Origin of the sequence: Collinsella sp. AF15-51 (genome assembly GCF_003462845.1) — a bacterium.
Classification (GTDB): domain Bacteria; phylum Actinomycetota; class Coriobacteriia; order Coriobacteriales; family Coriobacteriaceae; genus Collinsella.
This window is the reverse complement of record NZ_QRYG01000028.1, coordinates 1-19,212: the sequence shown is the minus strand read 5'-3', so window position 1 is coordinate 19,212 and position 19,212 is coordinate 1. Positions and strand designations below refer to the sequence as shown.

Annotated in this window: 15 protein-coding genes, 2 pseudogenes and 1 riboswitch; of the genes and pseudogenes, 8 read left to right on the top strand and 9 right to left on the bottom strand. The window is 57.8% G+C overall.

Annotated elements, in window-relative coordinates; all coding sequences use genetic code 11:
* Positions 1–190: 190 nt before the first annotated feature.
* Positions 191–1,156, bottom strand: a complete 966-nt coding sequence (bsh, locus tag DWW51_RS09740) for a choloylglycine hydrolase (RefSeq protein WP_117640612.1) — start codon at positions 1,154–1,156, stop codon at positions 191–193.
* A gap of 131 nt (positions 1,157–1,287) precedes the next feature.
* Positions 1,288–1,707: a peptide deformylase gene (locus DWW51_RS09735; RefSeq protein WP_055250721.1), complete on the bottom strand. Its 420-nt coding sequence runs from the start codon at positions 1,705–1,707 to the stop codon at positions 1,288–1,290.
* 193 nt (positions 1,708–1,900) lie between these two features.
* Here DWW51_RS09735 and DWW51_RS09730 point away from each other — a divergent pair, with 193 nt between their 5' ends.
* From DWW51_RS09730 to DWW51_RS09715, 4 genes are all read left to right on the top strand, one after another.
* Positions 1,901–3,214: an NCS2 family permease gene (locus DWW51_RS09730; RefSeq protein WP_117774361.1), complete on the top strand. Its 1,314-nt coding sequence runs from the start codon at positions 1,901–1,903 to the stop codon at positions 3,212–3,214.
* A 207-nt stretch (positions 3,215–3,421) separates the two neighbouring features.
* Positions 3,422–5,209 (top strand): hypothetical protein, encoded by a 1,788-nt coding sequence (locus DWW51_RS09725; protein WP_117774360.1) that lies wholly within the window; start codon positions 3,422–3,424, stop codon positions 5,207–5,209.
* A 271-nt stretch (positions 5,210–5,480) separates the two neighbouring features.
* Positions 5,481–7,250, top strand: a complete 1,770-nt coding sequence (locus tag DWW51_RS09720; protein WP_197032252.1) for a carbohydrate-binding domain-containing protein — start codon at positions 5,481–5,483, stop codon at positions 7,248–7,250.
* 207 nt (positions 7,251–7,457) lie between these two features.
* Entirely contained in the window at positions 7,458–8,123 is a 666-nt protein-coding gene (locus DWW51_RS09715; RefSeq protein ID WP_117774358.1) for an alpha/beta hydrolase, read from the top strand.
* Between the two features lie 63 nt (positions 8,124–8,186).
* Here DWW51_RS09715 and DWW51_RS09710 read toward each other — a convergent pair whose 3' ends face one another.
* From DWW51_RS09710 to DWW51_RS09695, 4 genes are all read right to left on the bottom strand, one after another.
* Positions 8,187–9,521 carry a uracil-xanthine permease family protein gene (locus DWW51_RS09710; protein WP_117774357.1) on the bottom strand — a complete coding sequence of 445 codons (1,335 nt, stop codon included), beginning with the start codon at positions 9,519–9,521 and terminating at the stop codon, positions 8,187–8,189.
* Positions 9,522–9,643: 122 nt separating this feature from the next.
* Positions 9,644–10,777, bottom strand: coding sequence for a 5-methyltetrahydropteroyltriglutamate--homocysteine S-methyltransferase (locus DWW51_RS09705; RefSeq protein WP_231501637.1), 1,134 nt, complete (start codon positions 10,775–10,777; stop codon positions 9,644–9,646).
* A 155-nt stretch (positions 10,778–10,932) separates the two neighbouring features.
* Positions 10,933–11,829: a LysR family transcriptional regulator gene (locus DWW51_RS09700; protein ID WP_117563541.1), complete on the bottom strand. Its 897-nt coding sequence runs from the start codon at positions 11,827–11,829 to the stop codon at positions 10,933–10,935.
* A gap of 10 nt (positions 11,830–11,839) precedes the next feature.
* Positions 11,840–12,748: an HAD-IIB family hydrolase gene (locus tag DWW51_RS09695; protein WP_117774355.1), complete on the bottom strand. Its 909-nt coding sequence runs from the start codon at positions 12,746–12,748 to the stop codon at positions 11,840–11,842.
* 163 nt (positions 12,749–12,911) lie between these two features.
* Positions 12,912–13,022: riboswitch (TPP riboswitch) on the top strand.
* Between the two features lie 51 nt (positions 13,023–13,073).
* Here DWW51_RS09695 and thiM point away from each other — a divergent pair.
* From thiM to DWW51_RS09680, 3 genes are read left to right on the top strand one after another with little or no spacing between them, the layout of a single operon-like run.
* A complete protein-coding gene (gene thiM / locus DWW51_RS09690) occupies positions 13,074–13,913 on the top strand; it encodes a hydroxyethylthiazole kinase (protein ID WP_117774354.1) in 840 nt (279 codons plus the stop codon).
* Positions 13,914–13,916: 3 nt separating this feature from the next.
* On the top strand, positions 13,917–14,258 hold the full coding sequence (locus DWW51_RS09685; RefSeq protein ID WP_229108032.1) for a thiamine-binding protein: 342 nt from the start codon (positions 13,917–13,919) through the stop codon (positions 14,256–14,258).
* Entirely contained in the window at positions 14,255–14,950 is a 696-nt protein-coding gene (locus DWW51_RS09680; protein WP_117774353.1) for a thiamine phosphate synthase, read from the top strand. The genes DWW51_RS09685 and DWW51_RS09680 overlap by 4 nt, the downstream gene beginning before the upstream one ends.
* 101 nt (positions 14,951–15,051) lie before the next feature.
* Here DWW51_RS09680 and DWW51_RS09675 read toward each other — a convergent pair whose 3' ends face one another.
* Positions 15,052–15,921, bottom strand: a complete 870-nt coding sequence (locus DWW51_RS09675) for a patatin family protein (protein WP_117774352.1) — start codon at positions 15,919–15,921, stop codon at positions 15,052–15,054.
* 321 nt (positions 15,922–16,242) lie between these two features.
* Between DWW51_RS09675 and DWW51_RS09670 the strand changes: the two genes are divergently transcribed.
* A complete protein-coding gene (locus DWW51_RS09670) occupies positions 16,243–16,683 on the top strand; it encodes a GGDEF domain-containing protein (RefSeq protein WP_117774351.1) in 441 nt (146 codons plus the stop codon).
* Between the two features lie 77 nt (positions 16,684–16,760).
* On the opposite strand, the pseudogene DWW51_RS09665 reads toward DWW51_RS09670, so the two are convergent.
* Together DWW51_RS09665 and tet(32) are read right to left on the bottom strand one after the other, a co-directional pair.
* Positions 16,761–16,952 (bottom strand): annotated as a pseudogene (locus tag DWW51_RS09665) (DUF4368 domain-containing protein); the annotation flags it as partial.
* A 21-nt stretch (positions 16,953–16,973) separates the two neighbouring features.
* Positions 16,974–18,892: pseudogene (tet(32), locus tag DWW51_RS09660) on the bottom strand (tetracycline resistance ribosomal protection protein Tet(32)).
* Positions 18,893–19,212 lie beyond the last annotated feature (320 nt).

Sequence of the window (19,212 nt, the reverse complement as noted above, 5' to 3'; positions counted from 1 at the left end):
TAATGGATGGAAACGGATGTTCTATCGGGACACACATTTTGTCCTATAAGCCCCGAACAGCAACTGCTCGACGGCCTCGAGAGCGCCCAGCTCAACGACGCCAACTTCTAGCGACGTCGCGCATCAACGACAGCGCCCCTGCACCTCACAGGAGATGCAGGGGCGCTTTGCATTTCAGTAAAGCCCTCGGCTACGAACGACGCGGCTCGGGAACCACAAGCCTATCGGGGCTCGCGCCCTCGGCATCCATCAGGCTCACGTAGCGAATCGACGGATCCTCATACATCGCGTAGTAATAATTGCCCGTGCGCGCGCTAAAGCATCCGGTATAGATAGTCTTCTCGAACTTGCCATCGCCCATCCTGGACGCCCCCTCAATCATCACCACGCCCTCGAGTGAACGGAACATGCGGACGACGTTTTCGGTCTCGCTGTCTTTTTGCGGGTAATTGGCGTTGAGGTACGCTGCCTTTACAAAACGGCTCGGCGAATAGCAGTCGCCGGGAATGCCGCGCATGCCGGCACCGGCTCCATAGGGCTTAAGCTCGGCGCCACGCCACGTCGCCGTCTGCGGAAAATCGCTTGTGGCGGTGATATAAGTGCGTAGGTTTTCCATATGCCACGGGAAGGTGGGCTGATTGGCAAGGGTGTCGACCGGATCGTCGTATACATGCAGGCCGTCAGCCATCATCTCGACCACGATGCTACGCTGGCTGTCGCCGATAATCCAATGGAGCAGCGACACGCCCAGCCCCTCTCCGGCAGATTTGGCGACAATCACCGTGTCGCGCAGCGCGGCCTCGACCTCATCGACCGTCGAGAACGTCGCTGCCACCCACAGGGGAAACTCATAGGCCGCGATATTGGTCTTGCCGTCGACAGGGTCCTCGGCATACTCGGCATAACCCGGGAAATTGAGACCCGCCACGGCGAGGCCCGCATCGTTGCCGCAGTCGAAGAACATAGGGTAGTTCTTGTAATCGATGCACATACCGATCACCGCGTGTGCCGCTGTCGTGTCGTCGATAAACGAATACGGAATGTGAAACCCGCGCGGCATCACGCGAACCTGTTGGCCGTAGTCAAAGCTCCAGTCGAGGTTGCGGCCCAGATACATGTTGCCGGAATTATCGGTAAATCGAATGCTCGTACACATAGCGCCTCCTAGCTTTACGTTCTTGCTAAGTTCATTGTCACCAAACAAAAAGGCGCTAAACACAAAAGCCCGGACATGACAACAATGTCACGCCCGGACCAAAAACGACGAAGTGCGGTGCTGTGGTCGCCCTAGACAAGCTTGCCAAGACAGTGATCGATCATATGCTGGATCATCTGCGCCTCGAAGCCCACAAAGTCCTGCTTGCGCTCGCGCATCTTGCCGTCGACGATCTGGTCAAAGGCAACCTTGCACTTGATATAGCGCGTGGACTTGGTGACCTCCTCGTGCGTCAGGCAGCTCTCCTCCATCTTGCTGGCGCCCAGGCCAAACACCAGACGGGGGTTGTAGAGCACGTGGGGCTCGCCGGCGTCGTCCAGGTAGACGCAGACCTTCTTGGTAACGCCAATCTGGTTAGCGGCAAGGCAGCCGGCATCGTCGAGCGACTTGATGGTATCGATCAGGTCCTGAGCAACCGACTCGTCCTCGACGGTCGCAACCTCGCAACGCTGGGACAGGATAGCCTCATCGTGGCAAAGCTCTTTAATCATACGTTCCTCCATAGGGGTCGTTGTAACCGCTTAAGTATACGGTACCCACACATTTTCATGCGATAAATACCGTCCGTCTGTTACAAAGCGCCGAACATCAACATGCGAGGAACAGCAAGGTTGTAAAGACGATATAGTAAGTGAGTTCGTGTCAATCGGCCTAAACTCGGGGCCGAACAAGGAAAGGGTATGCATGGACGAACTTTTTCACGTCAGTGAGCGCAAGTCCACAATCGGGACCGAACTTCGCGCTGGACTGACAACATTCCTGGCGATGGCCTACATCATCGCCGTCAACCCCGCAGTGCTCTCGGGCGCTGGCATCGATGCGGGAGCGCTCGCCTGCGCCACCTGCCTGGGCGCCGGCATCATGACCATCTGCATGGGCATCTTCGCCAACCGCCCGCTCGCCTGCGCGTCGGGTCTGGGCATCAACGCCATGATCGCGGGCATCGCCACCACCATGTGCGGCGGCGACTGGCACGTGGCCATGAGCGTTATCTTCCTCGAGGGTATCGTCATCTTGCTGCTCGTCCTGTGCGGCCTGCGCGAGGCCATCATGGACGCCATCCCCGTGGTCCTGCGCCACGCCATCTCGGTGGGTCTGGGCCTGTTTATCGCCATGATCGGCCTGTGCGACGCCGGCATCATCACCGCTGGCGCCGGTACGCTCGTCGGCCTGGGCGACATCGCCTCCCCCACCTTTATCGTCGGCATCATCTCCATCGTCGTGACGGTTGCCCTGGCTTCCCGCAACGTGCCGGGCTCGCTGCTCATCGGCATCATCGTCGCCGTTATCGCCGGAATCCCGCTGGGCGTCACCCATGCGCCCGAGGGCCTCATCGCACCGCTCGACTTCTCGACCTTCGGCGCCCCGTTTGCCAGCACTGCCGACGGCAACCTTGCCATCGTGAAGGTCCTGACCGACCCGATGCTGCTCGTCGTTGCCTTCTCGCTGCTCATGAGCGACTTCTTCGACACCATGGGCACCGCGATGGCCGTCGCCAAGCAGGGCGAGTTCTTGACCGAGGACGGCAATGTCGAGGACATCCGTCCCATCCTGGTCGTCGACTCCGTGGCCGCTGCTGCCGGTGGCTTTATGGGCGTCTCCTCCATCACTACCTTCGTCGAGTCCACCTCTGGCGCTGCCGACGGTGGTCGCACGGGCCTCACCTCCGTCACCACCGGCGTGCTGTTCATTCTCGCCGCGTTCTTCTCCCCCATCGTCACCATCGTTTCCAGTGCCGCCACCTGCGGTGCTCTGGTCTACGTCGGCTACCTCATGATGAGCGAGGCCTCCGAGATCGACTGGTCCGACGTGTCGCAGGGCTTCCCGGCGTTCATGATTGTCGCCGGCGTGCCCTTCACCTACTCCATCTCCTCCGGCATTGGCCTGGGCTTTATCGCCTACGTGATCGTCGCGCTCTTTAAGGGCGAGGCCTCCAAGATCAAGCCGCTCATGTGGATCGCAGCCCTTGCCTTCCTCGTCTACTTCTTCGTAGCGTAGGCGCAAGATTCGCAATACCAAACAGCAAAGCGCGGAGTCGCATCGAGCGGCTCCGCGCTTTGCCTTTAAAGCCAGGCACCACACGGACGCGCGATGTATTGCTTCGCAAGTTTTGGACGTTTTGCTCTCCAAACGGCACTACCGACGGCTACATCCTGCAGATATGCTGGATATAACCGCATAGGCCCTATGAGGATGGGAGTAACCATGGCCGCCTTGTTCACGACCCCCAAGCGCAATGACAAAACCTCTGGAGCCCATTTTGTCGAGCCCGACGTGCACCGTCGCACGCTGCTCGCGCACGGCAGCTGGCGCCGCGTGACGCGCCGCATCGTCTGCGGCCTGGCCTGCGCGCTCACGGTAAGTTCGCTGCTCATGCCGAGCGTCTCGCTCGCGGCGGAGTGGGTGGACGTTGGCGGCGTCCGCCACGAAGCGGCCGCGGGGCCCACGGGAGACGCCGCCGGCACCTGGAGCTGGGACGGCGCCGACGATATGAAGCTCAACGGCTATGACGGCGGTGCGATCCAGGCTGCGGGCAAGCTCAACATTGCCTACGAGGGCAAGAACACCGTGAAAACCGAGCCCGATTACACCGGAGCCGCCATCAAGGCGCAGGATGGCACTAGCCAGAAAGCAGAGTTGAACATAACGAGCTCGAATAGCACGGATGAGCTCAATGTGACAGCTGAGGCCGATGCAATTAAATCCACAGGCGACCTCTCCATTTCTGGCCCAGGCACTGTGAACACCACAAGCACTACTTCCGACGGAATTGAGGCAAAGGGCGATCTCTCTATCACGGGCTCGGGCACCGTGAATGCAACGGGCGGTACCGAAGGCATCCAATCCAAGGGCAAGACCACCATCGATTCCTCTGGCACAGTGATCGCTAAAGGAAGCGAAGGTTACGGCATCGCCGCGGGCAGTGACCTGATCATCAAAGGCGGTGGCAAGGTAGAAGCAAGCTCGATAGAAGAAGCGGCGATTTGGGCTGACGGCAACATCGACATCTCGGGCGGCAGCCAGGTCGAGGCAAGCTCCCAGGGAGATCTTGCCGTCGACGCTGAGGGTAGTCTCGCGGTCACGAGCGCCTCCCTTGACGCAAGCGGTGTTGAATATGGTGTCTATGCCTACAAGGGCGTTACGCTCGATCACGCGACCGTGACGGTCCGCACAAGCGCGAGCGGCGGCCAGGCCATCGCCCTCATCACTGACGGGGACGACATCGTCATCAAGAATGGTTCCATCGTGGACGCGTTCGCAGAAGGCAAATTCTCGGTTGCAATCTCTACCAGAAACCACCAGCCAAACGTCGCTGGCGGCCACATCTACATCAGCGACTCCGTTGTTAAGGCTATAGCCCGCTATGTCGAGACCGGTGGCGATGGCCCCGATCACTACAGCAACGACCAAAGCGGCGAGGTCATCCCTGAGCCTAGGGGTCTGAACATCGGTATCTTCGCCCAGACCTACGAGGGCATCACGCCCGCGAGTATCTCGATCGTCCGCAGCAAGCTCACGGCCGAGGGAGACACGGCGGCAATCTTCGCTCTTGCCATAAGCGAGGATGGCAAGGCGATCGGCACCATCGAGATCGAAGGCGCTCCCATCCAGACGCCCGCAGGCGGCAAGATCATTAACTATCGCTACGAAGAAGAGTACGGCCCCAGCATCTCCTACGAGGCAGGTCAAACCATCGGCACGGGCGACGCCACGATCGACTCCCCCTATGACGCCGCTGTCGCCAAGCGCACGGTCACCGTGCCTCCCGAGGAGATCAAACCCGAGGAGAAGCCAGGCGAGACCAAGCCCGAGGGTTCCAAGTCCGAGGGCACGAAGACAACCAAGACCGTTGCAGTTGCAGCCACGGGAGCCAAGACCACCGGCAAGCTCGCGGCAACCGGCGACGCCTCGAGCGCAGCCATCATAGCGACCGCCCTTGTAGGAACGGCCGCTATCGTCACAGGCGCCCTGGCGAGTCGCAAACGCTCGTAAACACTTTTTCGCACAGGACGGGTGGATCGCGGCCCTTACCTTTCTCGTCTACTTCTTCGTAGCGTAAGGGCAAGGCTGCAAAAGCTGAACAATAAAGCGCGGAGTCGCCATGCGGCCCCGCGCTTTTCTTTTAGCGTCGGTCCCTGCGCCGGCGTGCGGCCTATTTCTCCCCCATTTTGGCCATTTTGCCCTCCAAACGGCACTACCGCCGGCAACATCCAGCAGATACGCTGAATCTAGTCGTATAGGCCCTATGAGAACGGGAGCAACCATGGCAGCCTTGTTCACGACCCCCAAACGCAATGACGCTACCGCCGGAACCCATGTTGCCGAACCCGACGTTCGCCGTCGCATAGGACTCGCGCACGGCAGCTGGCGCCGCGTGACGCGCCGCATCGTCGCGGGCGCCGTGTGCGCGCTCACGGTGAGCTCGCTGCTCATGCCGAGCGTCTCGCTCGCAGCGGAATGGGTCAAGGTCGGCGGCAACAAGTACAACACCGCGGCGAGCGACGAGGCCGGTACCTGGTCGTGGGACGGCGCCGACGACTTGAAGCTCAACAACTATAACGGCGGCGAGATCCAGGCCGCAGGCAAGCTCAACGTGAATTACTCGGGAACCAACATCGTCACTGCCGACTGGATCGAAGGCATCAAGGCTTCTCATGGCACTAACGAGAATGCCGAGCTCAATATCCAAGGCGACGCGGGCAGCACGCTCAGCGTGACATCTACTGAGGACGCTATCCTCTCCACGGGTAATATCAACATCGACGGAGCCGGATCCGTCAACGCCACGAGCACTGGGTCTGATGCCATCAATGCCGGGGGTGATCTCGCTATCAAAGGTTCGGGCAACGTCAACGCCACGGGTGCATCGGATGGCATCAGGGCAAACGGCAATATCACGATTGACGACAGCGGAGCCGTCACCGCCAGAGCTACCGAGGACAAGGGTATTGGAACCGACAAGAACCTCACCATCAAGGGTGGCGGGACGGTCGAGGCAAGCTCAGCCGATGGTGAGGCCCTTTGGAGCGGCGGCAATATCAACATCTCGGACGGCAGCCAGGTCAAGGCAAGCTCAGAGAAAGACGCTGCCGTCGAGGCCAAGGGCAGCCTCGCAGCCACAAACGCCTCCCTCAACGTAAACGGTGTTGAATATGGCGTCTATGCCCACAAGGGCATCACCCTCGATCATGCAAACGTGACGGTCCGTGCAGGTAAAGGCAGATACGGTGGCGCCATCGCCCTCTTCACCTACCAGGACGACATCGTCGTCAAGAACGGCTCCACCGTGGACGCGTTTGCGGAAGGCGAGGTTTCGGCTGCATTCTCCACCAGAAACGATCGACCCAACGAGAAGGGTGGCCACATCTACATCAGCGACTCCGTTGTCAAGGCCATAGCCCGCTATGTCGAGAACGGCGACGGCCCCACCCCCTACAGCGAAAACCAAGATGGCGAGACGAGGCGCGAACCCCAAGGCGAGAACATCGGCATCGTCGCCCAGACCAGCGAGGGCATTATGCCCGCGACCATCTCCATTGTCCGCAGCAAGGTCACGGCCGAAGGAGACACGGCGGCGATCTTCGCCCTTGCCATGAGCGCGGACGGCAAGACAATCGGCACCATCAAGATTGAGAACGCCGCCATCCAGACGCCCGAAGGCGGCAAGGTCATTGACTATCGCAAGCTCCGTGACGGCATCTACGAAGCAGGCCAAGCCATCGGCACGGGCGACGCCACGGTCGACTCCCTCTATATCAAAGCAGTCGCCAAAAGCACGACCATCGCACCTCCCGAGGTAGCCAAGCCGGAAGACCCCAAGCCCGACGAGACCAAGCCCGCGGAGTCCAAGCAGAACCCCAAGCCTGAGGGCTCAAAGCCGACCAAGGCCGTTGCGGCTTCAACCACGAAAGCCAAGACTACCGGCGTGCTCGCGGCAACCGGCGACACCTCGGGTGCGGCCATCGTGGCAACCGTCCTTGCGGGAACAGCCGCTATCGCCGCAGGCACCATGGCGAGCCGCAAGCGCTCTTAGACGCCTCTGCGCACATGGCAGCTCCCGCGAAGACCCCGAGCCCCAGCACCGTTTAACAACGCCACCGCCGAGCTCCCCTCCGGCGGTGGCGTTTTCCATATGCGTCCGCAGGGTATGCACGAGATTGTCTTTGGTCTAGCCCAACCTGCATGAGCCGGCGTGCGACAATGGGGGCCGTCGATATCACAACGCCGAGAGAAGCCCGTCATGGAAGCGCATCAAAAGCAGATAACCATTCATGCACAGCATGCCGAAAGCGCACCAGTCATCTATCTTCCCGCGGTCATGGGCGACGGCACGGAGGTTTATGAACGCTGCCGAGAGCTCAACTGCCCGCCCTTCACGCTTGTCGGCATTGGCAGCCTCAACTGGAATCGCGAGCTGAGCCCCTGGGGATGCGACGGAACCGTGCGCGATGCCGAGCCCTTTGGCGGTCAGGCATCCGGTTTTCTTGATGAGCTGCTGAATCAGATAATCCCCCAGGTCGAGTCGTCGCTTCCTCGGCCGCCCACCTGGCGCGGCATTGCCGGCTACTCGCTGGCAGGCCTCTTTTCGCTTTGGGCCCTCTGGCAGACCGATGCCTTTGACCGCGCTGCAAGCGCATCGGGGTCCCTGTGGTTTCCCGGCTTTATCGACTATGCGCATAACCACGCGATGACAGCTACGCCCAGCGCCGTCTATCTGTCGCTCGGCAAAAAGGAGACCAAGACACCCAACCGCATGATGCGGCACGTACTCGACGATACGCACGCAATGGAAAAGCTGCTCGGCGACCGAGGCATCCCCGCGGCCTTCGAACTCAACCCCGGCAATCACTTTGCCCAGACCGACCTGCGCATGGCGCATGGCATCCACTGGATACTCACGCACTAAAAATGGCTCCCACACGTTGCAGCACGCATGGGAGCCATAGTAAGCCCTATCAACAGCCAGCCGTTACTCGGCGGCTTCCTCGAGTTCGGAAACGTCGAACTCAAAGTCGTTACCGGGCAGGATGGCGTTGAGCACAATGCCCACCAGCGAGCCCACGGCAAGGCCCGAAAGCGAAATCGTCACGCCGCCCAGCTCCAGCACAATGGCGCCGGTGGTACTGTAGGCAATGCCGAGCGAAAGCACGAGCACCAGAGCCGCCACCAGCACGTTGCGGTTGTTCTGGAAATCAACCTGGTTCTCGATGAGGTTACGTACACCAACGGCGCTGATCATGCCGTAGAGCACGAGCGACACACCGCCGATAACGCACGCCGGCATGGCGGCAATCACCGCAGCAAACTTGGGGCAGAACGAAAGCACAATGGCACAGCAGGCGGCAATGCGAATCACGCGCGGGTCGAACACGCGCGTCAGGGCAAGCACACCGGTGTTCTCACCATACGTCGTATTGGCAGGGGCGCCAAAGAGCGATGCCAAGATAGTCGCCAGGCCATCGCCGAGCAGGGTACGGTGCAGACCGGGATCGGCAATGTAATTGCGTTCGCAGGTAGAGCCAATGGCGGAAATATCTCCAATGTGCTCAATCATGGTCGCAAAGGCCAGTGGCATGATGGTGATAATGGCCGTCGTGGCAAGACTGCTATCGAACTGCGGTCCAAAGAGCGCGAACACGGTGTTGTCCCACACGACAGGTAGACCGACCCACGGCGCGGCGGCAACCCCCGAAAAATCAACCTCGCCCAGCACCGCCGCAACGGCATAGCTCACCACAACGCCCAGCAGAATCGGCACGATCTTGACCATGCCGCGGCCCCAAATGTTGCAGATGATGATCACGGCAACGGCAATAGCAGCAACAAACCAGTTGGTCTGGCAGTTAGCAATGGCAGAGCTTGCCAGGATCAAGCCGATGGAAATGACGATGGGACCGGTCACCACCGGCGGGAAGAAACGCATGACACGCTTGGCGCCAAAGGCGCGGAACAGGGCCGCAAGCACCGGATAGAGCAGGCCGGCACAAGCAACGCCCAGACAAGCGTAGGGCAAAAGCTCGGCCTCGCCGTTGGGTGCAATGGCGGCATAACCCGCGATAAAGGCAAACGACGAGCCCAGGAACGCGGGCACCTTACCGCGCGATAGAAAATGAAACAGCAGTGTGCCGATGCCGGCGAACAGAAGCGTCGTCGAAACGGAAAGGCCGGTGAGCACGGGCACGAGCACCGTGGCTCCGAACATCGCAAACATGTGTTGCAAACCCAACACGAACATGCGCGGGCGGCCGAGCGACGATGCATCGTAGATGGCATCGGTGACGGCGGGCGTCGAGGATTGGGACATGGAAGTCCTTTCGAATGGAAGGGCGATCAGGCATATCGGATAACCTGCCCGAACGATACGATCCGAACCATTGTACGCGATATGCAGTACCTCGCACGCGCCGCCACCTGCAAACGCTAGCGCTATTTCCAAACGCGCTCGGCAATACGCCTGACCAGCGCAATCTTTGCCCACTGCTCGTCCTCGGTCAGCTTATTGCCAATCTCGCAGCTGGCAAAGCCACACTGCGGAGACAGATACAGGTTCTCGAGCGGCACGTACTTTGCCGCCTCGCGGATGCGCTCGACGATAACATCCTCGTTCTCGAGCTCTGCCGCCTTGGTGGTCACCAAGCCCAGCACGACCTTCTTGCCGGGAGCAACGTACTTGAGCGGCTCAAAACCACCGGCGCGGGGCGTGTCGAACTCCAGATAGAACGCGTCAACGTCCTCACGCGCAAACAGGTACGGCGCGATGGGGTCGTAGCCGCCCTCAAAAGCGTAGGTGGAGTGGTAGTTGCCGCGGCATACATGCGTGTTGATAACCAGATCGTCGGGCTTGCCCTCGATGGCGGCATTGTTGAGCGCCACGCCCAGCTCGCTTACCTTTTGCAGGTCGACCGGGCTCATGCCGGTTTTGGCAACAAAATCGGTATCGCAGTAGATGCCCCAGGTGCAGTCATCAAACTGGATGTTGCGGCAGCCCGCGGCATACAGGTCAGCAATCACGGTGCGGTATGCTGCGGCAATGGCATCGACGAGCTCTTCGTCGGTCTTGTAGACGGCGTGCAGACTCTCCTGCTGGCCATCGCAGCGGTCGAGTGTGACTTCGGAGAACGTCTGGATCGGCGCCGGAATGGTCTGGCGCGCGACCTGGCCCTCTCCCTCGAGCGACTTGATAAATTTGAAGTGCTCGACGAACGGATGATTCTCGCCGCTAATGGGACCGGTTACCACGGCGGTGTCGGCGGTAGTCTCCTCATCGTGGAACATGTAGCCCGTGCGCGAGGCGCGGCGCTCAATGCCGTTGAGGCCCCACATAAAATCGAGGTGCCAGTAGCTGCGGCGGAACTCGCCATCGGTAATCACCTGCAGGCCGGCAGCCTTCTGCTTGGCCACTAAGTCGCGGATGGCCTCGTCCTCGACGGCCTTAAGGCCGGAAGCGTCGAGTTTACCCGCGACATAGGCGGCACGGGCGTCCTTTACAGCCTGCGGACGAAGAAAACTGCCGACGATATCGGCACGAAACGGCGCGTTCGGTTGAATCGAAGTGCTCATAGATATCTCCCTTTGCATTGGTTGCTTTACTGGGACAGAGTATGAGCGCTCATATGGACATCGTAAAATATATGTTTATAACAGTTTGATATAGATGCTTCCTATATCAGTTTGGACTGCCATAAAGAGATTTGACCCGCGCAGAACGCAGCAGTCTAGATGTGCTGACGAATCGCTTCGATATAGGCCTGCCCGTAGCGCGTAAGTGTCGTGTTCTTGCGCGTGATGATGCCAATCTCCATGTACTCGTCTACATCGAGCGGAATCGAGATAATACCGGGGCCGTTAAGTTCATGGCTGATCACGCCCGAACACACCGTGTAACCGTTAAGGCCCATAGCTAGGTTGAACAGCGTCGCACGGTCGCGCACGCGGATATTCTTGCGGCGCTCAAAGGTCGAGGTCAGCTCCTCGGAATAGTAAAACGAGTTGTAGCTGCCCTGCTCATAGGACAGGAACGGGTAGTCTTCCAAGTCCTCGAGCGTCACACTCGAGCGACCCGCCAGCGGATGGTCGGAGCACACAAAGACATGCGGCGTAGCGCAGAAGAGTCCTTCGAATACGAGCTCGTTGGCCGCCAGCATGCGCTCGATGACCTCGCGATTGTGCTCCGACAGATACAGGATGCCGAGCTCGCTTTTCATATGCGCGACGTCCTCGATAATCTCGTGGGTCTGTTCCTCGCGCAGGGTAAAGTCGTAGCGCGCGGCATCGAACTCGCGGATTACATCGACAAATGCATTAACGGCAAAGGAATAATGCTGGCAGCTCACACTAAAGTGCGGCACCTGCTCGGACGTGCCTTTGTACTTGCCCTCGAGCAGGTCGGCCTGGTCGAGCACCTGGCGCGCGTAGCCCAAGAAGGTCTCGCCTTCCTCGGACACAATGACGCCCTTGTTGGTGCGCTCAAAGATGTGTACACCCATCTCGTTTTCGAGATCGCGAATTGACGCGGTAATCGAAGGCTGCGACACAAAGAGCCGGCGCGAGGCCTCGGTGATGCTGCCGCATTCGGCAACTTTGACGACATATCTGAGCTGCTGGAGCTTCATGGCTTTCTCCCTAGACGTTCGTGACGTCGAAACCCGTCGCGTCCATCTGACGCATAAACGACGGCATCTCCCCCGTCGCGGCGCAGGCGGCAATCTGATGCAGAGCCCCGGCAACCGCACCATCTGCCGCAGCGCCGATATGCCAGCGCGCGGCAGCCGTGACGGCCTCGTTAGCATTGGCGACTGCAACGGAATTGGGAACGGCATCGATCATGGGCAAATCGTTATCGGAATCGCCGAATACGGCCACCTCGTCGGGCGTCAGGCCCAAAGCGCGCGCCAGCTCCAGCGCAGCACAGCCCTTGTCCCAGCCGGTCGGAAGAACGTCGAACAGGCGCACGCGGTTGTTGGGAAACACGAGCGAGAGCTCCGGCACCTCGGCGGCAACACGCTCGCGCAGCTCGGCGAGCTCCTCGCGCGAACGGGCACTCCAGATATTCGCCTTGTATACCGGGGCATCGTCAACGACAGGGCGACAGGGAGCCTCTTCGCCCTTGAGCCACGCGTTGCCGCCTGACTCCATGGCGTGACGCACACGCTCGGGATCGCTTGTCACGCAATAGGCGTCGTTGTCCCAAAAGTCATCACCCAGACGGTAGACCTTCAAATAGGTATCGTCGGTCTCTTGCTCCAGGTAGTCGGCCAGGCGCATAAGGGCATCGTTATCAGTTGCGCGCGAGGCAACCGCCTCGCCATCGACAAACATCACCTGGCCGTTACAGAACGCACCGGTCGAAAAACACTCGGAGCGGTTTTTGAACATCCAGCCCATCGCGGACGGCTGACGACCCGAAACCGGCCCAAAGTGCAGACCCGCCGCCTGCATGGCATGAATGCCCTCAATGGCGTAGTCGCTGGCGCCGTCATGCCCGGCTGGAATCAGCGTATCGTCCATATCGGTCAGCACAAGTTTGATCATAAGGTCCCCTCGGTCATTCTTTATCCCGTCTATTGTAACGACCTGCCAATAAGGGACAGGTTTATCTTGGCAGGTTTTATCTGGGAAAATGCAGCACCCCTGTTGCCACCTGCCAAAATAAACCTGCCCCTTTTTGGCAGGTGCGCTAGTATAGGGAACAACAGATTCGATGCGGGAGTGCCGGCGGTGCAAACCACAAGGCTGAGAGGGCATAGGGCCCAATCCTTTGAACCTGTCAGTTAATGCTGGCGTAGGGAGCATGCCGCCTTTACAGGGGCGCTGTCTATGCACAGCGCCCCTTTTCTATGCCAAGGAGGCATGTGCAGTGATTGATTCGGAACAGCTTAAGCAACATATGGTCAAGGCCGTAGAGGAGATTCGAGCCACCAATCCGATGGCCGGCTCCATCACCAACACGGTGACGATCGACTTTGTCGCCAACGCGCAGCTCGCCGTGGGCGGTTCGGCCGCCATGGCCTATCTGCCCGACGAGGGCGAGGCGCTCGTTGCCGGCGGCGGCGCCATCTATCTCAACATGGGCACGCTCTTCCCCATCTACGAGCAGACGATTCCCCGCGCGGCCAAGGCGGCACACGACGCCGACAAGCCCTGGGTGCTCGATCCGGTGGGTCTGGGCATCGGTAGCCTGCGCACCCAGCTGGTAAACGAGCTCAAGCAGTACAAGCCCGCCATCGTACGCGGCAACGCCTCCGAGATCATCGCACTCTCCGGCCTGTGGGGTCTTGAGGGCGAGTCGGCCGATCTGAGCCGCGTACGTGGTGTCGATACCACCGACACGGTCGACGCCGCCCGCGATGCCGCCGTGGCGCTCGCTCGCTACACCGACGGCGCCGTTGTGGTCTCGGGCGAAGTCGACCTGATTACCGACGGCACGACCGTGGCCAAATCCCACGGCGGCAGCCCGCTCATGTCCAAGATCACCGGCTGCGGTTGCTCGCAGGGCGGCGTGCTGGCCGTGTACGCCTGTGCTACCGATCCGTTTACGGCAGCAGTCTGCGGCACCGCCGTCTACAACGTTGCCGGCACGCGTGCCGCCGCCGTCGCCGATGCCCCGGCAAGCTTTAAGGTCGCCTTTATCGACGAGCTCTACCGCGCGACCGCCCAGGATATTGCCGACAACCAACTCGAACTCGAGGAGGCATAAGCCATGTCCGAGTCCACAACCAGCGCCGGCATGAACACACTCGTCGCCGTGGCCATCGCCCCGTGCGGCACCGGCGATGAGCTGTCCGCCGAGGTCGCCGAGGTCGTGCGCGTCATTCGCGAGAGTGGCCTTCCCAACCGCACCAGCTCGATGTTCACCGAGATCGAGGGCGACTGGGACGAGGTCATGCAGGTCGTGCGCGACGCAACCTTTGTGCTGGCGAGCAAGGGCATCCGGACCGAAGTCGTGCTCAAGGCAGATATTCGACCCGGATTTACCGACACCATGACCGGCAAACTCGAGCGCATGGAAGCGCAGATCAAAAAGCAGGAGGAAGCACGATGAGCATCCGCGACAACCTTGATATCTCCGCCTATCTGGTACTCGGCCCCGAAAACACCCTCGGGCGCCCCGTGGGCGATGTGGTGGCCCAGGCACTCGACGCCGGCTTTACCTGCATCCAGGTGCGCTCCAAGGTGGCAAGCGCCCGCGAGATCATCGCTCTGACGGGCGATGCCGCGCAGGCAATCGCACAGGCCGGCAAGACCGGTCAGGTCGCCCTGCTGATCGACGACCGTCTGGATTGTGTGCTTGCCGCGCGCGAGCAGGGCATTGCCGTCGACGGCGTACACGTGGGTCAGAGCGATATTCCCGTCGAGGTCTGTCGCAAGCTGCTGGGTCCCGATGCCATTGTGGGCCTTTCGGCCCGCTGCGAGGAGATGCTCGAGTACGTCAAGACCGCCGACATGAGCCTGGTCGACTACCTGGGCATCGGCCCGCTCCACGAGACCGAGACCAAGCGCGACTGCGGACGTGCGGCTGACGGTTCCATCATCACCAAGAGCTTTGAGGACCTGGCCGCACTCCACGTGGCAAGCCCCGTGCCCATCGTGGTGGGCGGCGGCGTCAAGACGGCCGACCTGCCGCAGCTCAAGGCCACCGGCGTCGATGGCTTCTTTGTGGTGAGCGCCGTCTGCAGTGCCGACGACCCCCACGCCGCAGCTAAGGAGCTCGTCGACACCTGGCAGCAGGCATAGGCATAGGCCGAGCAGCTGATTCGCAACCTCATATCTTCAATAGCGGAAGGCGCATCCCGGTTCGAACGTCCATTCCGGGATGCGCTTTCCGTATGCGAACCTTACCCCGCCAGATACGCTTCCAACGCCGGCAAAGTCGCCTCCGCATCGTGGCGACCGATCTGGTAGATGCGCTCGAGCTCATCGGGCTCGCGGCACAGCGACGGCACCTTCACCGATTCGCTCGGACGCACTACAAAAACCTCGCCGGCAGCCTCGCGGCGCGCCAAGTCGTCGAGCGTGGCATTGTAGACCTCATGCCGATGCTCAAGCGCTGCGACAAACTCCGGGTAGTGACGGAACATGCGCCGCAGCATGGGCATCACGCTGTTGGGCTGCTTTATATAGCCCGCCGGCTGCGTCAGCACCACCACGTTGCGGTCATAGCCCTGCGCAAACAGCCAAGCGCTGGGAATGGAATCAGCCACGCCGCCATCTAGGTACTTGCGGCCCTCAATGGCGACAGGACGCGTCGCCACGGGAATCGCCGACGACGCCCGGATCCACTCGATGTCCCGCTCGTCGCCATAAGGCAGGTCATGGTAGACGGCCTTGCCCGTCTCGATATCGGTACACACGCACGTAAACCGCATGGGACAGGCGCGATATGCCTCCAGGTCGATAGGGTCGCGCTCGATGGGCACCTCGTGATAGGCAAACTCGGCATTGAACATATCGCCGGTTCGCAACCAGCTCGTCACGCTCGCATAGCGCTTGTCGGCGCAATAGGCCTTGTTGTAACGAATGGCGCGGCCGATCTGGCGCGATTTAAAGTTGTAGCCAAACGCCGCGCCCGCCGAGACACCCACCATATGGTCGCAAGTTAAGCCGTGCTCCATCCATACGTCGAGCACGCCCGCCGTATACATACCGCGGTAGCCGCCTCCCTCGAGCGCAAGCCCCACCGTGCGCGTCGTGCCTGGCTGTGCCATGCGACCATCTCCGTTCCTGCGTTTTAAAACGGAACAAGTATACCCATCAACATATATCGACTCAGTCGCATTTTTCATCGAACAGCGCATCGTTGCGCTACCGTTTGGCGAATAATAGCCACCCGCGGCAGGGACACCCATATACAATCCTATACTGTTATTTTTACTTAGCAGTTATTGGCAGAGAACACTGGCCGACAAATGAACCCAATGACGCAGCAAGGCAGGGGCCTGGATACACGCAAAACGTGAGTAACAACGCGCGTACACAACAAGCTCGCCCGACGCGATCCGCCCCGACCTCAGAAAGCCGCTTACAACATGGACACTGACAGCAATTACACCGAAACGCTCGAAAAGACCGTCCGTGACCTTCTCGAGCGTCAGGAGGATCTGATCAGGACCGCCTTTACCGACCAGCTCACCGGACTTGGCAACCGCGGCGGCTTTGCCCGTTCCTTAGAGGAAATCTGGGAACAGGAACTGCCCGTGACCATGGCTTTTATCGACATCGATAACCTTAAGCACTGCAACGACATCTTTGGACATGACGCAGGTAACCGCTATATCTTGCAGGTAAGCCTCTATCTCAAGCTGTATATGAAGGTAGACGAGGCGGCATTTCGTCTGGGAGGCGACGAGTTTGCCATCCTATCTACGATTGCAACCGAGGACGACCTCGCCAAACGTCTGGAACGCTGCCGAGAGGTCCTGCTCAAGAATAACGATTCCGAGATGCCCCACTCGTTTGCTGATGTGTGATAAAGAAGTAGTAGAAGTGTAAAAAATTTTGCCGTTCCTATCCGGCGTTTGCGCATTGCGCCGGATAGGTCGGGCGGTCATTCGGGCAGGTCTACCTTGCCAACGAAAGAGTAATAAATATCAATGTCCTGTCTGCGTGTGCCGTTCTCGTCATAGCTGCACTCATGCACAACGATTTTCTCCACAAACTCACGCAAAAGGGTAGGGGTAAGTTCTTCAAAGCTGGTGTACTTGCGGACAACATTCATAAACTTTTCTGCGTTTACCGAACGTTTGCATTGCGCAAGATGTTACATTATCTTCTGAAACATATGCCGGATCTTGTCTAAACGGCTGTTCGGGCGGCGTGGCTGAAACACAGGCTCGCCGGAAGTTTCCTGATACCCTTTTAATTCTGTAATGCAGACACTTCTTCCATTTGTATAAAAATTCAAATCATTTCTATATTCACCAATACAACGGGCAGGGATTTCCCCCTTAAAAATAACTTCATCTTTTTCAAGTCTGGTTGATTCAATGATTGCGCAATACTTTGGTGCGTCATTATAAGCCCGTGAAAGATATTCCTGCGGTGCAAAAAGGGTAAAGGAAAGGTATGGTTCCAACAGTTGTGTTCCTGCTTTTTTCAATGCCTGCTCCAACACGACAGGCGCAAGAAAACGAAAATCAGCGGGGGTGCTGACCGGGCTGTAATAAACTCCATAATCAAAACAAATTTGGCAGTCTGTCACTCCCCAGCCATATAAGCCCTGCTCCATTCCATAACGCACACCCTCCATGACGGCATTTTGAAAACTTTGGTTTAAATAGCCGAGAGATACCTCGCTTTTATATTGTGTTCCGCTTCCAACAGGAAGCGGTGTTACAGTCAAACCAATAGATGCCCAAAACGGATTCGGCGGCACTTCAATATGAATCGTGCAGCTCGCTTTTTTTGCGGTCTTTCCAGATAAATAACCGAAGGCTCTTTCATAGCCACGCCCACATGATATTTTTCTTCTAATAGCGAACAAATAACTTCTAACTGTACTTTTCCCAAAAAAGATAATATAATCTCATGTGTAACAGTATCAATGTCAAAATGCAAAAGAGGGTCTGTATCAGCAATCTCTGTGAGGGCATTTAACAGGGCTTCCCTTTGCTCCGGCTTTTGCGGCTCTACCGCTGTCCGAAGTAATGGCATGGGATTATCAATCCGTGTTTTGTGAGGCAGGAGTTTTTCATTTCCCAGAATGTCGTTCAGTTTCAAAGTATCATCAGCTAAAATAACAATTTCTCCCGGACAGGCATGGTCAACCGGGACGATTTCACCATTTGACGGAATACACATTTCTGTAATCTTTATTTTTTCCTTTTTTGACAGCAGCAGGGTATCCCGTAAATGGAGCGTCCCATGATACAGGCGTAAATAAGAAAGCCGTTTTTTCCGCTCTGTATACTCAACCTTAAAAACATATCCACATAATTCAGACTGAATATCGTCTGTTTCTGTAATGAAAGTTTCTGTAATCGCTTCAATCAGTTTTTCTGTTCCTAAATTGTCTTTTGCACTCCCATGATAAACAGGAAACAAAGAGCAGCATCTGGTTCTTTTGCACTTTTCATATTGTAATTCCTGTATATCCAAAGAATCCTCTGCAACATATCGTTCTAATAGTTCATCGCTTCCGGAAATAATCATATCCCATTTGTCCAAATCAGAAATATCGGTCATGGTTATCTTTGGCGACAGGGAAACCTCCTGCATGACAATCATATCACTGGTAAGTTTATCTTTAATGCTTTGGTAAACACGCCGCAGGTCGATCCCATTTTGGTCTATCTTATTTATAAAGATAATTGTCGGAATGTCCATTTTCTGAAGCGCATGGAATAATATACGGGTTTGTGCCTGTACGCCGTCTTTTGCCGAAATGACTAAAACAGCTCCGTCAAGGACAGATAAAGAGCGGTATGCTTCGGTTAAAAAATCCATATGACCGGGAGTGTCCACGATATTGATTTTATAATCATTCCAGCAAAAAGAAGTAACCGCTGTCTGAATGGTAATTCCGCGCTGCCGTTCCAAAATCATAGTGTCTGTTCTTGTAGTTCCTTTATCCACGTTTCCTTGTTCCGCAATCGCTCCACTGGTGTACAGCAGGCTTTCCGTCAATGTTGTTTTTCCTGCGTCTACATGGGCGAGAATTCCAATATTGATTATTTTCATGTGATTGTCCTCCTTTTACAGCCCCAAAAGGGCATAAAAATCCCCAGCAGTAAAATACTTTTACCACTGGGGATTATAATTTGCGGACATACACATATACAGCATACACCTGTTTGTGATTGCTGTTTTTCGGATATGTCAAAATTGATAAGGCAAAAGTATTCTTAAATTGGGTACAAAAAACCAAGCCCCCACAAAAGGGACTATCATAATCCTTTGTTCCCACTATTTGATTATAGTTTTATTTAAGAATACCTTGCCGCATATTTTTTGGCTCTGTTAGACCAAGGTTGACATAAAAACGATGTCACCGCGAGGCG

What these genes read in the sequence shown, in the direction of transcription:
- DWW51_RS09675 (WP_117774352.1), bottom strand. Translation starts at nt 15,921, where the DNA reads ATGGCACAGCCAGGCACGACGCGCACGGTGGGGCTTGCGCTCGAGGGA.
- DWW51_RS09700 (WP_117563541.1), bottom strand. Translation starts at nt 11,829, where the DNA reads ATGAAGCTCCAGCAGCTCAGATATGTCGTCAAAGTTGCCGAATGCGGC.
- DWW51_RS09715 (WP_117774358.1), top strand. Translation starts at nt 7,458, where the DNA reads ATGGAAGCGCATCAAAAGCAGATAACCATTCATGCACAGCATGCCGAA.
- DWW51_RS09670 (WP_117774351.1), top strand. Translation starts at nt 16,243, where the DNA reads ATGGACACTGACAGCAATTACACCGAAACGCTCGAAAAGACCGTCCGT.
- bsh (WP_117640612.1), bottom strand. Translation starts at nt 1,156, where the DNA reads ATGTGTACGAGCATTCGATTTACCGATAATTCCGGCAACATGTATCTG.
- DWW51_RS09730 (WP_117774361.1), top strand. Translation starts at nt 1,901, where the DNA reads ATGGACGAACTTTTTCACGTCAGTGAGCGCAAGTCCACAATCGGGACC.
- DWW51_RS09680 (WP_117774353.1), top strand. Translation starts at nt 14,255, where the DNA reads ATGAGCATCCGCGACAACCTTGATATCTCCGCCTATCTGGTACTCGGC.
- DWW51_RS09725 (WP_117774360.1), top strand. Translation starts at nt 3,422, where the DNA reads ATGGCCGCCTTGTTCACGACCCCCAAGCGCAATGACAAAACCTCTGGA.
- DWW51_RS09705 (WP_231501637.1), bottom strand. Translation starts at nt 10,777, where the DNA reads ATGAGCACTTCGATTCAACCGAACGCGCCGTTTCGTGCCGATATCGTC.
- DWW51_RS09710 (WP_117774357.1), bottom strand. Translation starts at nt 9,521, where the DNA reads ATGTCCCAATCCTCGACGCCCGCCGTCACCGATGCCATCTACGATGCA.
- DWW51_RS09685 (WP_229108032.1), top strand. Translation starts at nt 13,917, where the DNA reads ATGTCCGAGTCCACAACCAGCGCCGGCATGAACACACTCGTCGCCGTG.
- DWW51_RS09735 (WP_055250721.1), bottom strand. Translation starts at nt 1,707, where the DNA reads ATGATTAAAGAGCTTTGCCACGATGAGGCTATCCTGTCCCAGCGTTGC.
- DWW51_RS09695 (WP_117774355.1), bottom strand. Translation starts at nt 12,748, where the DNA reads ATGATCAAACTTGTGCTGACCGATATGGACGATACGCTGATTCCAGCC.
- DWW51_RS09720 (WP_197032252.1), top strand. Translation starts at nt 5,481, where the DNA reads ATGGCAGCCTTGTTCACGACCCCCAAACGCAATGACGCTACCGCCGGA.